The 20,631-nt window shown below is 67.3% G+C and carries 24 protein-coding genes and 1 other RNA gene; 14 read left to right on the top strand and 11 right to left on the bottom strand.

All coding sequences use genetic code 11. The annotated features are described in order from the left end of the window. Window positions 1–6: 6 nt before the first annotated feature. Window positions 7–603, bottom strand: a complete 597-nt coding sequence (locus KIT25_08730) for a DTW domain-containing protein (protein ID UYN96995.1) — start codon at window positions 601–603, stop codon at window positions 7–9. A 105-nt stretch (window positions 604–708) separates the two neighbouring features. On the opposite strand from KIT25_08730, the gene KIT25_08725 reads away from it, so the two are divergent. From KIT25_08725 to KIT25_08665, 13 genes are all read left to right on the top strand, one after another. Beyond that, a complete protein-coding gene (locus KIT25_08725) occupies window positions 709–930 on the top strand; it encodes a BrnT family toxin (GenBank protein UYN97871.1) in 222 nt (73 codons plus the stop codon). A 19-nt stretch (window positions 931–949) separates the two neighbouring features. Then, a complete protein-coding gene (locus KIT25_08720) occupies window positions 950–1,183 on the top strand; it encodes a BrnA antitoxin family protein (GenBank protein ID UYN96994.1) in 234 nt (77 codons plus the stop codon). Between the two features lie 2 nt (window positions 1,184–1,185). Continuing rightward, entirely contained in the window at window positions 1,186–1,968 is a 783-nt protein-coding gene (locus tag KIT25_08715) for a hypothetical protein (protein ID UYN96993.1), read from the top strand. A 23-nt stretch (window positions 1,969–1,991) separates the two neighbouring features. Beyond that, complete coding sequence (locus KIT25_08710) at window positions 1,992–2,213, top strand: biotin/lipoyl-binding carrier protein (protein ID UYN96992.1); 222 nt, start codon at window positions 1,992–1,994, stop codon at window positions 2,211–2,213. Continuing rightward, a complete protein-coding gene (locus tag KIT25_08705) occupies window positions 2,206–3,264 on the top strand; it encodes a putative sulfate exporter family transporter (protein ID UYN96991.1) in 1,059 nt (352 codons plus the stop codon). The genes KIT25_08710 and KIT25_08705 overlap by 8 nt, the downstream gene beginning before the upstream one ends. 85 nt (window positions 3,265–3,349) lie before the next feature. Beyond that, window positions 3,350–3,811 (top strand): MaoC family dehydratase, encoded by a 462-nt coding sequence (locus KIT25_08700; GenBank protein UYN96990.1) that lies wholly within the window; start codon window positions 3,350–3,352, stop codon window positions 3,809–3,811. 628 nt (window positions 3,812–4,439) lie between these two features. Further along, window positions 4,440–4,534, top strand: an RNA gene (gene ffs / locus KIT25_08695) — signal recognition particle sRNA small type. Window positions 4,535–4,634: 100 nt separating this feature from the next. Next, complete coding sequence (locus KIT25_08690; protein ID UYN96989.1) at window positions 4,635–6,377, top strand: DNA polymerase III subunit gamma/tau; 1,743 nt, start codon at window positions 4,635–4,637, stop codon at window positions 6,375–6,377. Then, complete coding sequence (locus KIT25_08685; protein ID UYN96988.1) at window positions 6,377–6,706, top strand: YbaB/EbfC family nucleoid-associated protein; 330 nt, start codon at window positions 6,377–6,379, stop codon at window positions 6,704–6,706. Before KIT25_08690 ends, KIT25_08685 begins: the two co-directional genes overlap by 1 nt. Window positions 6,707–6,712: 6 nt before the next feature. Next, window positions 6,713–7,306, top strand: a complete 594-nt coding sequence (gene recR / locus KIT25_08680; protein UYN96987.1) for a recombination mediator RecR — start codon at window positions 6,713–6,715, stop codon at window positions 7,304–7,306. A gap of 1 nt (window position 7,307) precedes the next feature. After that, entirely contained in the window at window positions 7,308–7,910 is a 603-nt protein-coding gene (locus tag KIT25_08675) for a DUF4126 domain-containing protein (protein UYN96986.1), read from the top strand. 202 nt (window positions 7,911–8,112) lie between these two features. Further along, on the top strand, window positions 8,113–8,463 hold the full coding sequence (locus KIT25_08670) for a hypothetical protein (protein UYN96985.1): 351 nt from the start codon (window positions 8,113–8,115) through the stop codon (window positions 8,461–8,463). A gap of 122 nt (window positions 8,464–8,585) precedes the next feature. Continuing rightward, the gene (locus tag KIT25_08665) at window positions 8,586–9,320 is read left to right on the top strand and encodes an arginyltransferase (GenBank protein ID UYN96984.1); all 735 of its coding nucleotides are present in this window, start codon (window positions 8,586–8,588) and stop codon (window positions 9,318–9,320) included. Window positions 9,321–9,330: 10 nt separating this feature from the next. On the opposite strand, the gene KIT25_08660 is transcribed toward KIT25_08665, so the two are convergent. From KIT25_08660 to recO, 4 genes are all read right to left on the bottom strand, one after another. After that, window positions 9,331–10,440, bottom strand: coding sequence for an ABC transporter substrate-binding protein (locus KIT25_08660; protein UYN96983.1), 1,110 nt, complete (start codon window positions 10,438–10,440; stop codon window positions 9,331–9,333). 119 nt (window positions 10,441–10,559) lie between these two features. Next, window positions 10,560–11,366 carry an undecaprenyl-diphosphate phosphatase gene (locus KIT25_08655; protein UYN96982.1) on the bottom strand — a complete coding sequence of 269 codons (807 nt, stop codon included), beginning with the start codon at window positions 11,364–11,366 and terminating at the stop codon, window positions 10,560–10,562. A 3-nt stretch (window positions 11,367–11,369) separates the two neighbouring features. After that, window positions 11,370–13,613: a DNA topoisomerase IV subunit A gene (gene parC, locus KIT25_08650; GenBank protein UYN96981.1), complete on the bottom strand. Its 2,244-nt coding sequence runs from the start codon at window positions 13,611–13,613 to the stop codon at window positions 11,370–11,372. Between the two features lie 50 nt (window positions 13,614–13,663). Further along, window positions 13,664–14,380, bottom strand: coding sequence for a DNA repair protein RecO (gene recO, locus KIT25_08645; GenBank protein UYN96980.1), 717 nt, complete (start codon window positions 14,378–14,380; stop codon window positions 13,664–13,666). A gap of 45 nt (window positions 14,381–14,425) precedes the next feature. Here recO and KIT25_08640 point away from each other — a divergent pair, with 45 nt between their 5' ends. Further along, complete coding sequence (locus KIT25_08640) at window positions 14,426–15,943, top strand: alkaline phosphatase D family protein (GenBank protein UYN96979.1); 1,518 nt, start codon at window positions 14,426–14,428, stop codon at window positions 15,941–15,943. A gap of 19 nt (window positions 15,944–15,962) precedes the next feature. Here KIT25_08640 and KIT25_08635 read toward each other — a convergent pair whose 3' ends face one another. From KIT25_08635 to KIT25_08610, 6 genes are all read right to left on the bottom strand, one after another. Beyond that, a complete protein-coding gene (locus tag KIT25_08635) occupies window positions 15,963–16,925 on the bottom strand; it encodes a dienelactone hydrolase family protein (GenBank protein ID UYN96978.1) in 963 nt (320 codons plus the stop codon). Continuing rightward, window positions 16,925–17,869: a GTPase Era gene (era, locus tag KIT25_08630; GenBank protein UYN96977.1), complete on the bottom strand. Its 945-nt coding sequence runs from the start codon at window positions 17,867–17,869 to the stop codon at window positions 16,925–16,927. Before era ends, KIT25_08635 begins: the two co-directional genes overlap by 1 nt. After that, entirely contained in the window at window positions 17,866–18,612 is a 747-nt protein-coding gene (rnc, locus tag KIT25_08625) for a ribonuclease III (GenBank protein UYN96976.1), read from the bottom strand. The genes era and rnc overlap by 4 nt, the downstream gene beginning before the upstream one ends. Continuing rightward, window positions 18,564–19,388 carry a signal peptidase I gene (gene lepB / locus KIT25_08620; GenBank protein ID UYN96975.1) on the bottom strand — a complete coding sequence of 275 codons (825 nt, stop codon included), beginning with the start codon at window positions 19,386–19,388 and terminating at the stop codon, window positions 18,564–18,566. The genes rnc and lepB overlap by 49 nt, the downstream gene beginning before the upstream one ends. Before the next feature lie 90 nt (window positions 19,389–19,478). Further along, complete coding sequence (gene acpS / locus KIT25_08615) at window positions 19,479–19,883, bottom strand: holo-ACP synthase (GenBank protein UYN96974.1); 405 nt, start codon at window positions 19,881–19,883, stop codon at window positions 19,479–19,481. Continuing rightward, entirely contained in the window at window positions 19,880–20,623 is a 744-nt protein-coding gene (locus tag KIT25_08610; protein ID UYN96973.1) for a pyridoxine 5'-phosphate synthase, read from the bottom strand. The genes acpS and KIT25_08610 overlap by 4 nt, the downstream gene beginning before the upstream one ends. Window positions 20,624–20,631 lie beyond the last annotated feature (8 nt).

Here is a 20,631-nt window from a genome sequence, read left to right as displayed (position 1 = left end):
TAGAGGCTAGCGCCTTATGCGACGGTCGCGTTTACTGTCACGAATGCCGGCGGCGCGGGCCTTGGCGAGCAGTGCCCGGAACGGCGCCAGCAGCTTCTCCCGCACCGCAGCATCGGCCTCCAGCGCCGACAGCGCGAGCGCCACGGCTTCGAGTGTCGAGACGGCGTCGGGTCGCGCCTCGCGCCGGAGATCGCCGTAGAGCGACGGCCCGTCCGGCACGACCACGAAGCGGCGCAGCTTGGTGAGCCACGGGTTGCGCCACCACAGCGCCTTGGCCTGCGCCCAATTGCCGTCGAGCACGACCAGCCCCTTCAGGCCGGCGCGCGAAGCGTGCTGGTCCGCCAGTGCCGCGCCCTTGCGGTCGAGCGCCACCAGCGGACCCACGCCGGTCGCCTTGGCAGACCCGAGATAGAGTACGCCCCATTCCTTCGCTTCGACCGTGCCGCGCAAGGCATGGCCGAGATTGCGCCACGACAGCCCGACCGTGAGCGTGGCATTGGCGAGCGTCTCGACGATCAGCCTGGCCGTGCCCAGCACACGATCCTGCTCCTGCGGATGCTGCAGGAGCAGGATGTGGGTCTTGTTGTCGACGCGGTCGGACATCGGTGTGCAGATTCCCATATTGCTTTTTGTATGTACAGCCTCTAGTTTCAAGCATGACCGGCTTCGAAGGGGACGAGGTCAAGAACAGGCGCAATGTCGAAAAACATGGCGTCAGTTTCGAACAGGCATCGCGCATTTGGTGGGCCGATGCTGATTGCCCGCGATCCCCGTGACTACGGGGAAGTTCGTTGGATCGGCATCGGACGGATAGCACCGGGCGCCATCCTGACCGTCGTATTTACCGCGCGCAGAGGCAAGCGCAGGCTGATATCGGCAAGGGCCGCGTCGCGCAAGGAAAGGAGTTCATATGAAAAGGCGTTACAGTAGACCGATGAGCAACCGACGCTTGGCCCCCGTCAAGGACAAGGACATCGATTTCTCGGAGATTCCCGAACTGAACGATGCCTTTTTCCAGAATGCCCGTCTCGTTCTGCCCTCGAAGTCCGGCAAGGCGCCTGTCACCTTGAGAATGGATCGCGACGTTCTGAATTGGTTCAAGGCGCAGGGCAAGGGACACCTGACGCGGATGAATGCCGTCCTGAAGGCTTACGTCTCCAGCCAACGCGGTTCCTCGCGGTAGTCGTGAACATCGCCATCGTCCTTGCCGATTCCGTCACCAAGCTGCCGCCCGAGGCCGAGGGCGGGGTGATCGTCGGTGGCTCGCACGGCGCGATCTACGCCGCCTACTGCTCGCTGAAAGCCCGGCCGCGCGCCGCCATCCATCACGATGCAGGCATTGGCCGCGACGAGGCGGGCGTCAGCGGCCTGCCGTGGGCCGAGGCGCACGGCATGGCGATGGCGGCGGTCGCCACCGACAGCGCCCATATCGGCGACGCGAAGGACATGCTGGCGCGCGGCGTGATCAGCCGCATCAACGGCCTCGCCGAAGCCTGCGGCGTTGCGCCGGGCCAGAGCGTCGCCGAGGCCGTCGAAAGATTGAAGTCGGCCCCCTGGCCGCCGAAGAAGCCCGAGCCGCTGGCCGAGGGCCGCTACCTCATCGACAGGGTCGTGTGTCTCGATTCGCTGTCGATGGCCGACGAGCGCGACACCGGCCGCGTGCTGGCGACCGGCAGCCATGGCGGCGTACCGGCGGGCGAAACGGCGCTCAAGGTGAAGCCCCTGCTCGCCCTGTTCAACGACGCGGGCTTCGGCGCCGATCGCGCCGGCTCCGCGGGGCTCGCCATTCTCGACCGCTCGAACATCGCCAGCGCCACGGTGGCGGCGCTGTCGGCGCGTATCGGCGACGGCCGTTCGACGCTCGGCGGCGTGTTCTCGGCGGTCAACCAGGCCGCATATCGGCTGGGCGCGCGTGTGGGCAGTCCAGCCCTTGCCTTGGCGCGCGCGGTGGCCGAAAACCGTCCCTGAGCAAGTCGGGAGCGCGTCGAAGCATGGCCGTCGTCAACGTGAAGTCGGAAATCGCCGGCAATGTCTGGAAGATCCAGGCCAAGCCGGGCGACAGGGTCGAGGTGGACGGCGAGATCATGATTCTCGAGTCGATGAAGATGGAGATCCCCGTGCTGGCGCCCAAGGCGGGCGTCATCAAGGAAATCAAGGTCAGCGAAGGCGAGGCGATCGGCGAAGGACAGCTGGTGGCCGTGCTCGATGCTTAACAGCGCGGTTGCCGTCGAGATCGTTCGTCTCTGGGCTCCCGACAATCTGCGCAAGTCAGCTCCCGGCATCGCGCTTTGCGCGGCGATCGCCGCCGTCGCCTGGTATGCCGACAGGAGCGGCTGGACGCATTTCGGCGCGATCTTCATTCCCGCGCTCATCGTCACGCTCGCCGTCGGCATGGCGCTGCAGCCCCTGTCGACCAACGCCACGCTCAAGCCCGGTATCGAGTTCGCCGGCCGTACGCTGCTGCGCGTCGGCGTGGCGCTGCTCGGCGCGCGGCTGACGCTCGGCCACCTCGTCGAGGGCGGCGCGCTGCCGGTGCTGATCGCGCTCGCCGCCGTCGCCTGCACCATCGCCTTCGGCGCCTGGGTCGCGCCCTTCTTCGGCCAGAGCCGCAATTTCGGCTTGCTGACCGGCTGCTCGGTCGGCGTCTGCGGCGCCGCCGCGGCGATGGCGGCGTCGGCCGTGCTGCCCAAGCACGAGCACTCCGACCGCGACCTCGCCTTCACCGTGATGGGGGTCAACTTCCTCAGCACCGTGGTGATGGTGATCTACCCGCCGCTCCAGGACGCGCTCGGCTACACCCTGTTCGAGATGGGCGTGTTCCTGGGTGGCTCGATCCACGACGTGGCGCAGGTCGCCGGTGCGGGCCAGACGCTGGGACCGCGGGTGCTGAGCGACGCCATCGTCACAAAGCTGCTGCGCGTGGCGTTCCTGCTGCCGGCGGTGATCGGCATCGCCTGGTGGATCGCGCGAAGCGGCCAGGCCGCGGGCGATGCGCGGCCCTCGCCGCCGGTTTTCCTGTTCGGCTTCCTGGCACTCGCGGCGCTCAATTCGCTGGGCATCGTGCCGGACCAGGCAAGGGCCGTGCTCACGCAGGTCTCGGCCTTCCTCATCATCACCGCCATCGCCGCGCTCGGCATGAAGACCTCTTTGCTCGCTCTGGCCCGTATCGGCATGGCCCCGGTGATGCTGCTGGTCACCCAGACGATCTTCATCGGCCTGCTGGTGGTGGCGCTGATCTACGCCCTGCGCGGTATCGGGATCTGACCCGGGCCACGATCGCAAGTCGCTCGCCCACGGCGTCTCACCCTCGACACAATCCGGCGCAGAATTGCCCACAGGAACGGAGCCCGTGACCGAGCGCTATTTCGAGGATTTCAAGGTCGGCGACCGCTTCACGAGCGGCGGCATGACCATGACCGAGGCGGGCATCGTCGAGTTCGCGCGGCAGTGGGATCCGCAGCCCTTCCACGTCGACGTCGAGTTCGCGAAGAAGTGGGCCTATGGCGGCCTGATCGCCTCGGGCCTGCACACGCAGTGCGTGGCGCTGAAACTGTGGCTCGAGCTGGGCATCTTCCGCGCCTGCAGCCTGGGCTCGCCAGGCCTTGGCGAGACCCAGTTCCCCCGCCCCGTGCGCCCCGGCGACACCTTGCGCGTCGTCACCGATATCGTCGAACTGCGCGTTTCCGCCACCAAACCCGACCGCGGCATCTGCCGGCTGCGCCAGGTCACCGTCAACCAGCGCGGCGAGCCCGTCATGGAACAGGAGACGACGATCTTCCTCAAGCGGCGGCGGGCGACGTCGGCATCGTAGATTCGTGCGGGCCGCGCCACCGGCAGGAGAGTCAGATTCGCGCGTGAGGCCGGAATCGGGGGGTCGAATCGCCTTCCGATGCAGATGCCATCGGCATCGGACGGAATCCATCGACCCGATTAGGTGCTCGCCGGTGCGTCGAGGTAAAATGCGTGCATGAGCACCATGACCACTTCCGGCCGCGAGGGCCGCGCGGGATTTCCCGTATCGACGTTCTGTTTCGCCAATCGTCCGCCGACCCGTCCTCCCGACCCGTGACCGGAGGTTTCCGCAGTTCCCGCAGTTTGCGCAACGCATTCCGGCAGAGAGCAGGCACACCACCCTGAGGGCGTCTCGGGCGGGTGCCCGCGACGTCGGTCGTCCGGCGACGCCCCGCCGGAGGTTTGCGAGGTTTCCGAGGTTTCCGAGATCGATTTCCGCGATTTCCGCGATTTCCGCGACGGGGGTCGGAGTGGACTGCACCCCTTGAGTGAGACAGGGAAGGTCGCAACGGCGGGCCTATCACTGGACGCGCGACGCGCGCTGCGCGACGAACGCCAAGGCGTTGATCTGGAGCGACTTTCCATGGGCATAAAATGTCCATCTCCGACCTTGCGCCGGCCAGCCAAACTCCTGATATAACCGCGTCGAGGGGCCGGTGCGGGCGGAGCTGTCGCCAACCCGGTCAGATCCGGAAGGAAGCAGCCGTAACGAATTTGCTTCGGGTCGTGCCGGTCCCTCACCCGTCGCTGGGCGCGCGCCGTCGCCCGGCACGGGCAGCCCGGACGCGACGACCGTCGGGCTCGAGGGGCCGCGGCGCGTCTGGGGTCAGGACACCACCGCCATGACGGAAGCCGCCGCTTCGCTTCCCTACCGGGTCCTCGCCCGCAAGTACCGTCCCGTCGATTTCACCACCCTGGTCGGCCAGGACGCGATGGTGCGCACTCTGCGCAACGCCATCGCCACCGGCCGCATCGCGCACGCCTTCATGCTCACCGGCGTGCGCGGCGTCGGCAAGACCACGACCGCCCGCATCATCGCCCGCGCTCTCAATTGCATCGGGGCGGACGGCAAGGGTGGCGCCACCATCGATCCCTGCGGCGTGTGCGACAATTGCCGATCCATCACCGAGGACCGTCATGTCGACGTCGTCGAGATGGACGCCGCATCGCACACCGGCGTGGCCGACGCTCGCGAGCTGATCGAGGGCGTGCGCTACCGGCCGGTCTCGGCGCGCTACAAGATCTACATCATCGACGAAGTTCACATGCTGTCGAACGCGGCCTTCAACGCGCTGCTGAAGACGCTGGAAGAGCCGCCACCGCACGTGAAGTTCATCTTCGCCACCACCGAGATCCGAAAGGTGCCGGTGACGGTGCTGTCGCGCTGCCAGCGCTTCGACCTCAAGCGCGTGCCGCAGGACGTGCTGGTCGCGCATTTCACCAAGGTCGCGGAGGCGGAGAAGGTCGAAATTTCTCCCGAGGCGCTGGCGCTGCTCGCCCGCGCCGCCGACGGCTCGGTGCGCGACGGACTCTCCATGCTCGACCAGGCGATCGCCCATGGCGGCGGCGTGGTCGATGCCGCGCAGGTGCGCGACATGCTCGGGCTGGCCGACCGCAGCCGCGTGTTCGATCTGTTCGAGAAGACCATGCGCGGCGATGCGCCGGCGGTCGTGACGGCGCTGGGCGAGATGTACGATTCGGGCGCCGATCCGGCGGTCGTGCTGCAGGACGTGCTCGAGCTCACCCATTGGGTGACCCGGCTCAAGGTCGCGCCCGAGGCGGCAGCCGCTTCCGCCGACAGCGAGCGCGCGCAAGGCCTCGCCATGGCCGAGAAGCTCTCGATGGGCGCGCTGACCCGCGCCTGGACCCTGCTGTTCAGGGGCCTCGAGGAGACATTGAGGGCGCCTTCGCCGATCCGCGCGGCGGAGATGGCGCTGATCCGATTGTGCTACGCCACCGACCTGCCGTCGCCGGCCGACGCGCTCAAGGCCCTGCAGAACGGCGTCGGCGGCACGGCGCCGACGGGATCGGCGCCGCGAGCGCCGGGCGGCGGCGGCGGTGCCGCTGCCCGCCTCGCGCCCGCCGTCGCGCCGCAGCCGACGCCGCAGGCACCGCCCAATCCGCGCAGCTTCACCGAGGTCGTGGCGCTGTTCGAAGAGAAGCGCCAGGCCACGATCGTCCACAACCTCATGCATCACGTGCACGAAGTGCGGTGCGAGCCGGGCCTGATCGAGTTTCGTCCCGGGCCCAGGGCGCCCGCCGATCTCGCGGCAAAGCTCAGCGATCTGCTCGGTCAATGGACGGGGCGGCGATGGATCGCCTCGGTGTCGAACGCCGAGGGCCAGCCGACGCTCGCGCAGCAGAAGGCGGCCAGGGCCGACGACCTGCGCTCCAGGGCCGAAGCCAATCCAGTGGTGCAGGCCATCCTGAAGACGTTTCCCGGCGCCAAGCTCGACGCGGTCCGCCGCAAGGGCGAGGAAAGCTCGCTGGTGGCGGGCCTCGTCCTGCCCGGCGCGCTCGAAGAAGAACCGCCGCCGGCCGAAGACTATCCCGCAGACGACGACATTCCCGAAAGCGACACCTGATGTTCGACAAGTTGAAGGATCTCGGCGGCCTGATGCAGCAGGCCCAGCAGATGCAGCAGAAGGTGCAGGAGCTGCAGGCCCAGCTCGAGCGCCTGGAGATCGTCGGCGCATCGGGCGCCGGCATGGTGAAGGTCACGGTCAACGGCAGGAACGAGACGCGGCGCGTGGAGATCGATGCGTCGCTGTTCAAGCCGGAGGACAAGGGCATCGTCGAGGACCTGATCGTCGCCGCCGCCAACGACGCGCGCGCCAAGGTCGAGCAGACGGTGCAGGAGCAGATGCGCGCCCTCACCGGCGGTCTGCCGCTGCCTCCGGGCTTCAAGCTGTAGTCTCCGATGATCGGTCCGGAGATCGAACGCCTCATCCAGCTGCTGGGGCGCCTGCCCGGGCTGGGGCCGCGCTCGGCGCGCCGGGCGGTGCTGCATCTCCTGAAGAAGCGCGAGACGCTGATGCAACCCCTGAGCGCGGCGCTGGCCGACGCCGCGGGCGCGATTCGCGCCTGCTCGACCTGCGGCAACCTCGATACCGTCGATCCCTGCTCGATCTGCGCCGATCCCAAGCGCGACGCGGGGTTGCTCTGCGTCGTCGAGGATGTCGGCGACCTGTGGGCGATGGAGCGCGGCAGGATATTCGCCGGCCGCTACCACGTGCTGGGCGGCTCCCTGTCGGCGCTCGACGGCATCGGCCCCGACGAGCTCAACATCGCGGGCCTGGTGCGACGGGTGAAGGACGGCGGCGTGCGCGAGGTCATCGTCGCGACCAACGCCACGGTGGACGGCCAGACGACGGCGCACTATCTCGCCGAGCGGCTGGCCGAGACCGAGGTGCCGTTGACACGGCTGGCGCACGGCGTGCCGGTCGGCGGCGAGCTCGACTGGCTCGACGACGGCACGCTGGCGACGGCGCTCAAGGCGCGCCGCAGCCTGTGACGTGAGCGGCGAGATCCTCGCCGCCGTCGCCGTGGCCCTCGGCGCGGGCTGGGCGAGCGGCTACAACGTCTATGCCGCCGTGCTGGTCCTGGGCGCCGCGCAGCGCTTCGGCGTCGTCGCCGAATTGCCCACCGACCTGCAGCTGCTCGCCTCGCCCTGGGTGATGGGCGCCGCGGCGGTTCTCTTCGCCCTCAACTTCCTGGCCGACAAGATACCCTTCGTCGACAGCATCAACGACGCCCTGCATACCTTCGTGCGTGTGCCGGCCGGCGCCCTGCTCGCGTTCGGTGCCGCCGACCAGCTCGGCCCGGAGATCGCCGTGGTCGCGGGCCTGCTGGGCGGTACGCTCGCCGCCGGCAGCCACATCGCCAAGACCGGCACGCGGGCGCTGATCAACACTTCGCCCGAGCCCTTCACCAACGTGCTCGCCTCTCTGACCGAGGATGCCGTCGTGATCGGCGGCCTCCTCCTAGCGATCACCCATCCGGTCGTCTTCCTCGTCCTGCTCGCGCTCTTCGTGGCCCTGCTGGTCTGGCTGTTGCCGCGCCTGTGGCGGCTGGCGGCCACGCCGTTTCGCCGTTTTGCGCGGCGTCGCGGCCTGTAGACTCCCGTCCTGGAACCGCCCGAGGTGGAGATCGTCGATGTCGATGGCCGGCGCATCGACAAGGTGCTCGCGATTGCCCGGCCGACCCTGCATCGCAGCGCCCGACCGGCCACAGGATAGTCACAGGGCAAGTCGCGCTGCGGTGTTTCCCGGCGCCGCGCCCCGCACCATGCTCGGACGACAACGACCGTCGAGGACGCCCATGACGACCACCGACTTTCCCGCCGCCAGGCGATTTGCGATCGCGCCGCCCGGCGCCTACGCGGTGCTGCGCCGGGCCATCGTCGAACGTCGTCCGATGACGGCCGTCTACGACGACTATGTACGCGACTTCTGCCCGCGCCTGCTCGGCAGGGACCGGGCCGGCCAGCCGGCGCTGCTGGCATACCAGTACGGCGGCGGCAGGCCCGGCGGGCTTCCGTCGCAAGGCGCCTGGACGTTCTTCGTGGTCGACCGCCTGCACGACCTGCGGCTGAACGACGATGACTGGGCGGCGGCCACGCCACCCTGCGAGTTGCACGGCGGTATGGCGGAGATCGACGTGGCCGCCTAGCGGCAGATCGGACGGCGGGTTCGCCACTATGGACTTGACGGCCCTTGTCGGCCGCGTTCCGTGTTGCCGCATCGGCTGCTTTCCTTCGTCGGGCCGTGCGCTAAACTCGCGCGGAAACCGACATGTTCATCCGCCAGAACATCCAGACCCTGCGGTTCTTCCGCACCACGCCGGCGATGCGCTGCCCGTACCTGCCGCATCGGCTGGAGACCAAGCTCGTCACCGAGCTGAGCGGGCCGGATGCGATCTCGCAGCACGACACGCTGACGGACGCGGGCTTCAGGCGGTCGCACCATTTCGTCTACAAGCCGCTTTGCGAGAGCTGCCGCGCCTGCGTGCCGGTGCGCATCCGGGTGCGTGACTTCGACCCGAGCCGCATGCAACGCCGGATCCAGCGCCGCAACGAGCATGTCCATGCCGTCGAGACGCAGCCGCTGGCGAGCGGCGAGCAGTATGCCCTGTTCTCGCGCTATGTCCTGGCGCGCCATCACGATGGCGACATGGCCGACATGGATTTCGACGACTATCGCGCCATGGTCGAGGAGAGCCCCGTCGATACGGCGATCGTCGAGTTTCGCGACGATTCGGCCGACGGCCGGCTGGTCGGCGCCTGCCTCGTCGACTGGCTCTCGAGTGGCGTCTCGGCGGTCTACTCGTTCTTCGATCCAACCGATCCCAGGCGCGGCCTCGGCACCTACATGATCCTGTGGCTGGCCGATGCGGCGGCCAAGCGCGGCCTGCCCTACGTCTATCTCGGCTACTGGATCGCCGATTCGAGCAAGATGGCCTACAAACGCGCCTTCCGCCCCCTGGAGTTCTTCGGACCGGAAGGCTGGACGGAACTGCCCGCCGACTGACGCCGAGACCTCAGAGTCGGTTGGCCGCCGACTGACGCGCCATGAAGTTGTCGAACGTACTCTCGGCCACGCGGAACCACAGCACCTGCTCGTTGCGGAACTGGCGCCACGACTCGTAGATCTTCCTGAACCTGGCGTTCTTGACGACGGTCTCGGCGTAGAGATCGTTCGCCGCGCCGTAGCAGGCTTCCAGCACCGACTGCGGGAAGGGCAGGAACTTCGTGCCCGCCCCGACCAGTTCCCGAAGCGCGCGCGGGTTCTGCGCGTCGTACTTGGCGACCGACCAGGAGACCGTGTCGCCCGCGGCAGCGGCAATCGCCTCCTTGTACATCGCCGGCAGTGCCGCGAAGGCCTTCGACCCGACATAGAGCGACAGGGCCGCGGCGCCCTCCCACCAGCCGGGGTAGTAGTAGAACGGAGCGACCTTGTTCAGGGCGAGTTTCCGGTCGTCATAGGGGCCGACCCATTCGGCCGCATCGATTGTGCCCTTCTCGAACGCCTCATGGATGTCGCCGCCCGCGATCTGCTGCGGCGCGACGCCGAGTTTGGCCAGCGCCTGGCCGGCAAGGCCGCCGATGCGCATCTTCACGCCCTTGAGATCCTCCGGCGCCTTGATCTCCTTGCGCCACCAGCCACCCATCTGTGCACCGGTGTGGCTCACCAGGAACGAGGTGACATTGTAGTCCTTGTAGAACTCGCGCATCGCCTCCAACCCGCCGCCGAAATATACCCAGGCGTTGTGCTGGCGGGTGTTGAGGCCGAACGGCATGGCGGTGTCGAAGGCGAAGGTCGGATCTTTGTCGACATAGTAGTAGGACGCGGTGTGGCCGCACTCGACCGTCTCGTTCTGCACGGCGTCAAGCACCTCCAGGCCGGGCACCAGTTCTCCGGCGGCGAAGACGCCGATCTGGAACTTGTCGTCGGTGATCGTCGCGACACGCTTGGCAAAGAACTCGCCGGCGCCGAACACCGTGTCAAGCGACTTGGGAAAGCTCGACGCGAGGCGCCACTTGATCTCCGGCATCGACTGCGCGATCGCTGGCGCGCCCAGGGTGGTGACCGCGGTGGCGACGGCGGCACCGCCGATGCCGGCCGACCTCAGGAACTTACGACGTCGCATCTGCGGTCCTCCCTCGATGATTTTCGCCCGGGAAGCAGGCTCCCTCGTCAAGACGGCGCGCCTTATGCCATGCCGCCTCGAGTCTGGAAAGGCGAGCGAAAAGCCGGCGACACGCCATTTCAGCGGCTGAGAAGCAGCGTCAGCGCGATGGCTCCCAGCGCGATCCGATACCAGGCGAAGACGGCGAAGCCATGCCGGCTGATGAAACGCACGAACGCGCCAACGACCAACGCCGACGACAGGAACGCCGTCACGAAGCCGATCGCGATGACGACCCCGCCACTCCAGTCCAGCGTCGACCAGTTCTTGTAGAGGTCGTAGACGGTTGCTCCCAGCATGGTGGGGATGGCGAGGAAGAACGAGAATTCCGCGGCCGCCGCACGATCCACGCGAAAGGCCCGCGCGGCCATGATGGTGGCGCCGGACCGCGACACGCCGGGAATCATGGCGAGGCATTGACAGATACCGATGAAGGTCGCGGTCTTGAAATCGATCTCGTCGACCGACTTCATGCGCGGGCGCTGGGCGTAGCGCTCGACGATCAGGATGATGACACCACCCACGATCAGCGAGACGGCGACGACGAGCGGACTGAACAGCACGGTCTTGATGTACTTGTGGGCGAAGACGCCGACGATGGCGGCCGGCAGGAAGGCCAGCAGAACCGCTCCGGCGAAGCGCATCGCCCGACGGTCGCGAGCGACGACGCCCATCGACGTCTGCCAGATCTTGACCCTGTAGAGGAAGCAGATGGCGAGTATGGCGCCAAGCTGGATGACGATCTCGAAGACCTTGCCGGGCGGCCCTTCGAACTGCAGCACCTCGGCCGCCAGGATGATGTGCCCGGTCGACGAGACCGGCAGGAACTCTGTCAGGCCCTCGATGACGCCGATCAGCGCGGCCTTCAGGATCAGGGGGAGATCCATCGCCTAGTCCCGGAAACGCCTGGCGCGAGGCCAGCCCTTTTCCGGCATACGACCGGCCTGGGCCCGCTCGCCCCGCCAGAACTTCAGCTCCACCGCCGGAATCACCCGATTGCCCCACGGCAGTCCGTCCGCGAGCACGAATGCCTGTGCGTCGGACAGGCGGTCGGCCTTGGATTTCTGCAGCAGCACGCCCCTGCCCTTCGCCATCTCGGGCACCTGCTCGAGGGGGAAGATCAGCAGCTTGCGGCCCTCGCTGAGGGCGGCGATCGAATCGGCGCCGTCGGGGACGACCGCGAAGGCCTGCGCCTTCTCCTTGTCGGCGAGGTTCAGCACCTGCTTGCCGTTCTTGGTCTGCGCCAAGACCTCGTCCTCGGGCACCACGAAACCGCGGCCGGCGTCCGACGCGACGAGGAACCTGCGTCCGCCCTTGAAGACCGCGAGCGCCACGATCTCCTGCTCGTTGCCGAGCTCGATCATGAGTCGGATCGGCTCGCCATGGCCACGCGCGCCCGGCAGGCGGTCGCAGCCCAGTGTGTAGAAGCGACCGTTGCTGCCGAACACCAGGATTTTGTCGGTCGACTGCGCGTGGACGACGAACTTCGACTGGTCGCCTTCCTTGTACTTGAGATCGCTCGCCGCCTTCTCGTCGAGATGGCCCTTGGCGGCGCGAACCCACCCCTTGTCCGACAGCACGATCGTCACCGGCTCGCGCTCGGCGAAATCCTCGATGGTATGCTCGATCTCGAGCGGCGCGTCGGCGAGCTCGGTGCGGCGCTTGCCCAGCGCGGTTCTGGCGCCAAACTTCTTCTGCGTCTCCTTCACTTCCTCGGCGATTGACTGCCACTGCATCTTCTCGTCCTTCAGCAGCGCCTTGAGATCCTTGCGTTCGGCAGTGAGCTTCTTGTGCTCACCCTTGATCTCGAACTCTTCCAGCCGGCGCAGGGCCCGCAGACGCATGTTGAGGATCGCCTCGGCCTGCATGTCGGAGAGCTTGAAGGTCTTGATCATCTTCGGCTTGGGCTCATCCTCCTCGCGGATGATCTTGATCAGCTTGTCGAGATTCAGATAGGCGATGAGGTAGCCGTCGAGGATCTCCAGCCGCCGCTCGATCTCGGCCAGGCGGAAGGTCGAACGCCGCACCAGCACGTCGCGGCGGTGGTCGAGGAAGGCCTGCAGCGCCTCACGCAGGTCCATCACGCGCGGCGTGTTGTCCTTGTCCAGCACATTGAGGTTCAGCGGGAAGCGGATCTCGAGATCCGTCATCTTGAAGAGCTGCTCCATCAGCAGCTCCGCCGGCACCTGCCCGGTGCGCGGCTCGAGCACGATGCGCACATCCTCGGCCGATTCGTCGTGCACGTCCTCCAGGATCGGCAGCTTCTTGGTGTTGATGATCTCGGCAATGCGCTCGATCAGCTTGCCCTTCTGGACCTGGTAGGGGATCTCCGTGACGATGATGCGGTACTGGCCGCGCGGCAGCTCCTCCTTGACCCAGCGCGCGCGCAGGCGGAAGGCGCCGCGGCCCGTCTTGTAGGCCTCGACGATCGACTCGCGCGGCTCGACCAGCAGGCCCCCGGTTGGAAAGTCCGGCCCCTTCACCAAGTCGACCAGCGTCTCGATGCGGGCATTCGGCGTCTTGATGAGGTGCAGAAGGGCGTCGCACAGCTCGCCGGCATTGTGCGGCGGGATCGAGGTTGCCATGCCGACGGCGATGCCGGCCGCGCCGTTGGCCAGCAGGTTCGGGAACGCCGCCGGCAGGACGACGGGCTCGTTGGTCGACCCGTCGTAGTTGGGTCGGAAGTCGACGGCATCCTCGTCGATGCCCCCCAGCAGCGCCTCGGCAACCTCCGTGAGGCGCGCTTCGGTGTAGCGCATGGCGGCAGGATTATCGCCGTCGATGTTGCCGAAGTTGCCCTGCCCTTCGATCAGCGGATAACGGACGGAGAAATCCTGGGCCAGGCGCACCAGCGCATCGTAGATCGCGGTGTCGCCGTGCGGGTGATACTGGCCGATGACGTCGCCCACCACGCGGGCGCTCTTCTTGAAGGCGCTGTTGGGATCGAGCCGGAGCTGTCGCATGGCATAAAGCAGCCGGCGATGCACGGGCTTGAGGCCGTCACGCACGTCGGGCAGCGAGCGGGCCATGATGGTGCTCAGCGCATAGGCCAAGTAGCGCTCGGACAGAGCCTGCCCGAACTGCACCGGCTTGACCGCGGCTAGGGAGACGACGTTGTTGGTGCGCTTGGCCATCGGCGGACTAAGAGGGGAACGATCGCGATTCTAGGCCGCGACCCTTGTCTTTAGCGTTGCAGGGTTTCCATAAATCTCGCCCGCGCGGGGGGCAAGGGCTTGTTCTGTGGCCAAAAGACATGCCGCTCCAGGAAATGGCCCGTCAGATCGAGGCCCTGCCGCAACTCTGCCTCATCTGCAGGAAGGCCGCCGGTGGATAGAAAGCCCGGCAATGGCAGCAGCTTGTCCTGGTGCGGCGCCGCCGCACCCCGCGACACCGCCCGCCCCGAGTTGGGAGACACGAAAGCGAGGTCGGTTCCGCTGCCTGTCAAGGCGCAGTTGGCGAGGTCGAGGCCGAAGCCCAGTTCCTGCAGAAGGCCGAGTTCCAGCCTGACATAGATCGCCGGCCAACCCGCATGGCTGAGGGCCCCGAGGAAGGCGTGGAAGCCGTCATACATCGCCGGATGCGGCTCGCGATCCGGCAGCGCGCCGTCGACGAGGGCGCAGGCCGCGGCAAGCCCCGCCAATTCGGACGCTTCATCGAGCACGCGCGCGGCATGCGGCTCGCGCAACTCGCCGGCAAAATTGCCGAGCTGCTCGGCGATGCGCGCCCGCCATTGCACCTCGACCAGGTTGCCGGGTTGCCAGACCGGGCGTGCGCGACGCGACACGCCGCCATGAACGAAGCCCGCGTGGCGCCCGTGCAGGCGGGTCAGCAGGGTGACGACCAATCCGCTCTCGCCGTGAGGGCGGGCCGACAGCACAATGCCCTCGTCGTTCCAGTCCATGCCGTGGATATACGGAACGTCGCCGAGCCGCGCTAGAGTGTCGCGATGAGGAGACGTTCGTTGCTTGCCGGCGGCCTTGCTACCGCCTTGCCGTCCCGCATCTTCGCCCAGACGTCGGCGTCTGCACGGCCACGGCAGTTGCAAGGCGTGCAATCGGGCGATTTCTTCGCCGACGGCGCCATCGTCTGGAGCCGATCCGACCGGCCGGCGCGGATGATCGTCGACTATGCCACGACCGAAAGCTTCATCGGTGCTTGGCGCATAGAGGGACCGCTCGCCGGACCCGACTCCGACTTCACGACCCATCTGCGCCTCGCCGGCCTTCCGCCGGGACAAACCGTGGTCTATCGCGTGCGCTATGCCTCGCTCGACGACTCGAGTGCGCTCAGCGAACCGGTCATCGGCCGCTTCCGCACACCGCCGGCCGATCGGCGCGACGTGAGTTTCGTGTGGTCGGCCGACACGGCCGGCCAGGGCTTCGGCATCAACCCCGAGCTCGGCGGCATGGCGATCTACGAAGCCATGCGCCGCCTGACGCCGGACTTCTTCGTGCACTGCGGCGACACGATCTACGCTGACAACCCGCTGCAACGAGAGGTGAAGCTGACGGACGGCTCGGTTTGGCGGAACGTCGTGACCGATGCCAAGGCGAAGGTCGCGGAGTCGCTCGACGAGTTTCGCGGCAACTTCCGCTACAATCTGCTCGACGACAATCTGCGCCGCTTCAATGCGGAGGTGGCGATGCTGGCGCAGTGGGACGACCATGAGGTCGTCGACAACTGGTACGACGGCCGACGTCTCGACGACGACGCGCGCTATGTCGAGAAGGACGTCAGCACCCTCGCCCGGCGCGCCAACCGGGCCTTCCGAGAGTACATGCCGATCGGCGCCTCGGAGGTATTCTATGGACGATTCTCTTATGGACCGCTGTTGGACATTTTCCGGATCGACATGCGCTCCTTCCGCAACGCCAATGGCGCCAACCGCGAGACGATCGCCGCGCCGATCCTGGGCGGCAGACAGGTCGAGTGGTTGAAGCGGGCGCTCAAAGCCTCGCGCGCGATCTGGAAGATCGTCGCCTCCGACATGCCGCTCGGCTTGGTCGTCTACGACGACTGGCGCTCCAAGTCGGGCTCAGAGGCGGTCGCCAATGGCGACGACGGCGCACCGCTCGGCCGCGAAATCGAGATCGCCGGCCTGCTCTCCTTCATCAAGCGGGAGGCTATCCGCAACGTGGCGTGGATCACCGGCGACGTTCACTACGCCGCAATTCACTACTACGATCCGCAGAAGGCGGCCTTCCGAGACTTCGCCCCGTTCCACGAGTTCGTCGCCGGTCCGCTTTGCGCTGGCGGCTTCGGGCCCAATGCGCTCGACGCCACTTTCGGGCCGCAGGTCGTGTTCCAGAAGACACCGCCCCCGGGGGTTTTCAACGTCGCCCCTTCCCAAGGATCGTGCAATTTCGGCCATATCGCCATCGAGGGGCACAGCGGCGTCATGACGGTGACCCATCGCGACGCCGCGGGCGTACCGTTCCACGCGCTGGATCTGACGCCGGACTGAGGATCTCGCCGTCATTGGTCTACTTGAGATATCGACTGACCGCCGCCTCGACCTGCGCGATCGCCCCGGCGAGCGCGGCGGCGTCCCCGCCGAAGGTCGCGCCGCGCTCCATGCAGCTGCGCAAATACGCACCGATGTCGGCTGCCGCGATCGTGGCGCCGGTATCCCAGCGGCGGCCCGCAACGGGTTCGAGCTCGATGTCGAGGCCGCACTTACGTGCCGTCTGCGCGCGCGCGAGGGTCTGGCGCCGCGTCGGCACATCGAAGCCGTGATGAGCGTCGGCGAACGTGACGGCGGTGACCGCCGCGCCTCGATCGCGGAAGAAATCGATGTAGCGGGCGCAGTGGGCGGCCGGTGTGTAGTCGTCCGCTCCGCCCAGCAAGAACACCATCGGCGCCTTCGTCACCTCGCGCGACACGTAGGGAATCGAGCAGGATGGATAGAGGGCGATGTGCAGGGCGAACCGCAGACCATCAGCCACCGAGCGCCGGCGGAACGGTTCCAGTGCAGTGTAGATCGCCACCTGGCCGCCCTTGGAGAAGCCCATGACGCCGATGCGGGCGGGATCGATGTCGGATCGACTCGCGAGCCACGACAGCGCGGCAAAGGCATCGGCGACGTTGGCCGCCGTCGGCAGCCGCGACTGGTCCTCGCCGGTCGAGGTGAGCCCTCTCGGCGTGAAGCTGTCCACCACCAAGGTGGCAACCCCGAGAGCATTCAGGCGCGATGCCCAGCTGTTCTCGCGCCCGTCGAGGATGCCGCCGCTACCATGGGCGATCACCATGGCAGGTTTGCGCGACGGCCCGTCCATCGGCACGGTGAGCCAACCCACGACGGTGGCCGGCTTGCCCTCTCCCGCCATCAGCTCGGTCGGGCCCGACGGCGTGCGGCTGATCAACTCGACCTTGAGTCGCTCCTGCGACAAGGCCGGCGACGCACATGCGAACATCGCCGACAGGGCATAGGCGACTGCCTGACGCATCACGTCTTCTGCCGTCCGTCGTAGTCGAGGCCGATGGCGCGATAGTGGGCCGGATCCTCCGTCCAACGCTCGCTGACCTTCACGTGAAGGAACAGATGCACCTGCCGATCGAGCATCTGCGTCAGTTCATGCCGCGCCCGCGCGCCGATCTGCTTGATCCGGGCGCCACCCTTGCCGAGCACGATGGCGCGCTGGCTCTCGCGCTGGACATGGATCGTCTGCTCGATGCGCACGGAACCGTCCTTGCGCTCCTGCCATTGGTCGGTCTCGACCGCCGCCTCGTACGGCAGTTCCTGGTGGAGTTGCAGGAACACCTGCTCGCGCGTCACTTCGGCGGCGAGCAGACGCATCGGCAAGTCGGCCGCCTGATCCTCCGGATAGAGAAAGGGTCCGGCGGGAAGCCCCGACGCGAAGGCGGCGAGGATGTCGGCAACGCCGTCGCGCTTCAGCGCGCTCACCATGAAGGTCCGATCGAATGCCGACAGCGCATTCAGCTCGGCTGTGAGCGCAAGCAACTTCTCGCGCGGGACGAGGTCGATCTTGTTCAGGATCAGATAGCAGGGCGCGCGCGATTCCTTCAGCCGCTCGGCAATGGCCCGCGTCTCTTCACCAAGGCCTCTCTCGGCGTCGACCACCAGAGCCACGATGTCGGCGTCCTCGGCGCCTTGCCAGGCCGCCGCCACCATCGCGCGCTCGAGCCGCCGCTTGGCGATGCGGAAGATGCCGGGCGTGTCGACCAGGACGACCTGCGCCTTCCCACCGCCCTCGCCTTGATCCGGCAGTTCGGTCATGGCGATGCCTATCACGCGCATGCGAGTCGTCTGCACCTTGGGCGAAACGATGCTGACCTTCGAGCCGACCAGCGCGTTCACCAGCGTAGACTTGCCGGCATTGGGTGCGCCGACGATGGCGACGAAACCAGCTCGCGTCGCTACCGCGCTCATGCCGTCAGCCTGGCGAGCAGAGCCGCCGCCGCAAGCCGCTCGGCCTCCCGCTTGCTGCCGGCCCGCGCCTGCGCGGGTGACTGGCCCGCGATCGACACTTCCACGACGAACGCAGGCGCATGCGCCGGACCTTCGCGACCGACCTCGCGGTAGCTTGGCAAGGCGAGACGCCTGGCTTGCGCCCATTCCTGCAGGGCAGTCTTGGGATCGCGCGGCGCCGAGAACTGAGCGTCGAGCAACGGCCCGAACAGCCGTTCGACAGTGCGCGTCGCCGCTGGCAGGCCGCCGTCGAGGAAGATCGCCCCCAGCAGAGCCTCGAGGCCGTCGGCCAGGATGGCCGGCTTCACGCTGTCGCCGCCGCGCTCGGAGCCGCCGAGCACTATATGCGCACCGAGACCGATCGAGCCCGAGACATCGGCAAGCGTGGCCGCACTCACCAGCGAATTGAATCGGCGCGCCAGTTCACCCTCCCTTTCGTGCGGGAAGCGGCGCAGCAGCAAGTCGGCCATGGCGAGCGAGAGCACGCGGTCACCGAGGAATTCCAGGCGCTCATTGCCCAGCGGGAAGGCTGCCTGCAGATCTGGCCGGCGATCGAGCGCGCTGCGGTGGGTCAGCGCCTCGGCGGCGAGTTCGGGGCGCGTGAACACGTGGCCGATACCTTCTGCCAGCGCCGCCAAATCGACGGTGCCGGTGGTCAGTGGATCGCCTTCAAGAAGCGGCTGAAGCGAATTGCCTGCGGCCATTTCCACGGCTCCATCCAGCCCGCGACCGACGGATCGTGCGAGAAGAAGATGAACTCGGCGCGTCCCACGAGATTTTCCGCCGGCACGTACCAGCCGAGGGTGCCGCGCGGCTGGATCATGCCCATGCCGTCGCGCACCTGAAGCTGGGTGCGGCTGTCGAGCGAATCGTCGCGATTGTCGCCCATGGCGAAGTATTGGCCGGCCGGCACCAGGAACTCGGGCGTGTTGTCCGACAGGCCGTTGTCGGAGTTCTCGATGATCTCGTGGCGCCGCCCGTTCGGCAGGACCTCGACGTAGAGCGTCGCCTTGCGGTAGGTGCCAGCGCCGCGCTGGACATAGTCGCCGATCAGGATGCGCTCGACCGGCTTGCCATTGATGTGGAGAATGCCCCCGGTCACCTGGATACGGTCGCCAGGCAGCCCGACGATGCGCTTGATGTAGTCGGTGCGGTTGGCGCCCTGGCCCTGGTCGCCTGGATACTTGAACACGGCGACATCGCCGCGCTCCGGCCGTTCGTCGAAGATGCGGCCGGAGAACATGCCCATCGAGAACGGAAAGGAGTGTTTGCTGTAGCCGTAGGAATACTTCGAGACGAAGAGATAGTCGCCGATCAGCAGGGTCGGGATCATCGATCCCGACGGGATGTTGAACGGCTCTATGGCGAAGGTACGCACCACTACCGCGATCAGGACGGCATAGACGACGGTGCGGATGGTTTCCGCGATCCCCCCGGACTTGTCCTGTCCACGCTTTCGACGCTCAGCCACGTCCGTCATCGCCGTCCCAGTTTAGACGAGCCGCGCCTATAGCAGGGTGCGACGGCGCTGTCTCCCGCCCATATCCGCCGTCAACGGCGCCGGACGTGATCATTTTGGCACGGCCACGGCGGAAATCACCACGAAAGCCTGGGCCATCGGATACTCGTCGGTGATGCTGACATCGATCTGCACGGTCATGTCCGCCGGGGTGATCTCCTGCAGGCGGGCCAGGGCGCCGCCGGTGAGCGCTATGGTCGGCTTGCCGCCGCGCAGGTTGACCACGCCCATGTCGCGCCAGAAGACGCCGCGGCGCAGGCCGGTTCCCAGCGCCTTGGAACAGGCCTCCTTGGCCGCGAACCGCTTGGCGTAGCTCGCGGCGCGTTCGGCTCGTCCTTCCGAGCGCTTCTGTTCCGTCTCGGTGAAAATGCGCCGGATGAAGCGGTCGCCGAACCGCTCGAGCGACTTCTCGATCCGCCTGATGTCGATGATATCGCTGCCGATGCCGACGATCACGCGGCAGCTCCGGCACGCGCTTCGTTCATGATTCGCCGCATCTCGCGAATGGCCTCGGCGAGCCCGACGAAGATCGCCTCGCCGACCAGGAAGTGGCCGATGTTGAGCTCGCGAACCTGAGGAATTGCGGCGACCGGCCCGACGTCGAAGTAGCTGAGGCCGTGCCCCATGTGGCATTCAAGCCCGAGCTTCTCGCACAGCGCCGCGCCCTTCCGCAGCCGGCCGAGCTCGGCCTGCTGCGCCGCGCCCTCGAGTTCGCAGTAGCGACCGGTGTGCAGTTCGACGACCGGAGCGCCGAGCATCACGGCCGCCTCGAGCTGGCGCTCGTCCGCCTCGATGAAGAGCGAGACGCGGATGCCGGCGTCGCGTAGTCGGGCGACCAGGGGCTTCAGGTGATTGTGCTGGCCAGCCGCATCGAGGCCGCCCTCGGTGGTCCTCTCCTCGCGCTTCTCCGGAACGATGCAGGCGGCATGAGGCCGGTGTCGGAGCGCGATACGCACCATCTCCTCGGTCGCCGCCATCTCGAAGTTGAGCGGGATCTTGAGCTCGCGCGTCAGCGCCTCGATGTCGGCGTCAACGATGTGCCGGCGATCCTCGCGCAGATGAGCGGTGATGCCGTCGGCGCCGGCCTCGGTGGCGATGCGGGCGGCGCGCAACGGATCGGGCAGCCTGCCGCCGCGCGCGTTACGGACGGTGGCGACGTGGTCGATGTTCACGCCGAGACGAAGGTGCTGGGTCATCGGAAACT

The organism is Enhydrobacter sp. (assembly GCA_025808875.1).
GTDB lineage: Bacteria > Pseudomonadota > Alphaproteobacteria > Reyranellales > Reyranellaceae > Reyranella.
This window is presented reverse-complemented; position numbering and strand designations above follow the sequence as displayed.

Excerpts from the sequence above, each read along its gene's own strand:
- recR (UYN96987.1), top strand. The coding sequence starts at position 6,713 with ATGATCGGTCCGGAGATCGAACGCCTCATCCAGCTGCTGGGGCGCCTG.
- KIT25_08635 (UYN96978.1), bottom strand. The coding sequence starts at position 16,925 with ATGCGTCAGGCAGTCGCCTATGCCCTGTCGGCGATGTTCGCATGTGCG.
- recO (UYN96980.1), bottom strand. The coding sequence starts at position 14,380 with ATGGACTGGAACGACGAGGGCATTGTGCTGTCGGCCCGCCCTCACGGC.
- lepB (UYN96975.1), bottom strand. The coding sequence starts at position 19,388 with ATGACGGACGTGGCTGAGCGTCGAAAGCGTGGACAGGACAAGTCCGGG.
- KIT25_08730 (UYN96995.1), bottom strand. The coding sequence starts at position 603 with ATGTCCGACCGCGTCGACAACAAGACCCACATCCTGCTCCTGCAGCAT.
- rnc (UYN96976.1), bottom strand. The coding sequence starts at position 18,612 with ATGGCCGCAGGCAATTCGCTTCAGCCGCTTCTTGAAGGCGATCCACTG.
- KIT25_08690 (UYN96989.1), top strand. The coding sequence starts at position 4,635 with ATGACGGAAGCCGCCGCTTCGCTTCCCTACCGGGTCCTCGCCCGCAAG.
- KIT25_08705 (UYN96991.1), top strand. The coding sequence starts at position 2,206 with ATGCTTAACAGCGCGGTTGCCGTCGAGATCGTTCGTCTCTGGGCTCCC.
- KIT25_08640 (UYN96979.1), top strand. The coding sequence starts at position 14,426 with ATGAGGAGACGTTCGTTGCTTGCCGGCGGCCTTGCTACCGCCTTGCCG.
- era (UYN96977.1), bottom strand. The coding sequence starts at position 17,869 with ATGAGCGCGGTAGCGACGCGAGCTGGTTTCGTCGCCATCGTCGGCGCA.
- KIT25_08660 (UYN96983.1), bottom strand. The coding sequence starts at position 10,440 with ATGCGACGTCGTAAGTTCCTGAGGTCGGCCGGCATCGGCGGTGCCGCC.
- KIT25_08685 (UYN96988.1), top strand. The coding sequence starts at position 6,377 with ATGTTCGACAAGTTGAAGGATCTCGGCGGCCTGATGCAGCAGGCCCAG.
- KIT25_08665 (UYN96984.1), top strand. The coding sequence starts at position 8,586 with ATGTTCATCCGCCAGAACATCCAGACCCTGCGGTTCTTCCGCACCACG.
- KIT25_08725 (UYN97871.1), top strand. The coding sequence starts at position 709 with ATGGCGTCAGTTTCGAACAGGCATCGCGCATTTGGTGGGCCGATGCTG.
- parC (UYN96981.1), bottom strand. The coding sequence starts at position 13,613 with ATGGCCAAGCGCACCAACAACGTCGTCTCCCTAGCCGCGGTCAAGCCG.
- KIT25_08710 (UYN96992.1), top strand. The coding sequence starts at position 1,992 with ATGGCCGTCGTCAACGTGAAGTCGGAAATCGCCGGCAATGTCTGGAAG.
- KIT25_08655 (UYN96982.1), bottom strand. The coding sequence starts at position 11,366 with ATGGATCTCCCCCTGATCCTGAAGGCCGCGCTGATCGGCGTCATCGAG.
- KIT25_08610 (UYN96973.1), bottom strand. The coding sequence starts at position 20,623 with ATGACCCAGCACCTTCGTCTCGGCGTGAACATCGACCACGTCGCCACC.
- KIT25_08670 (UYN96985.1), top strand. The coding sequence starts at position 8,113 with ATGACGACCACCGACTTTCCCGCCGCCAGGCGATTTGCGATCGCGCCG.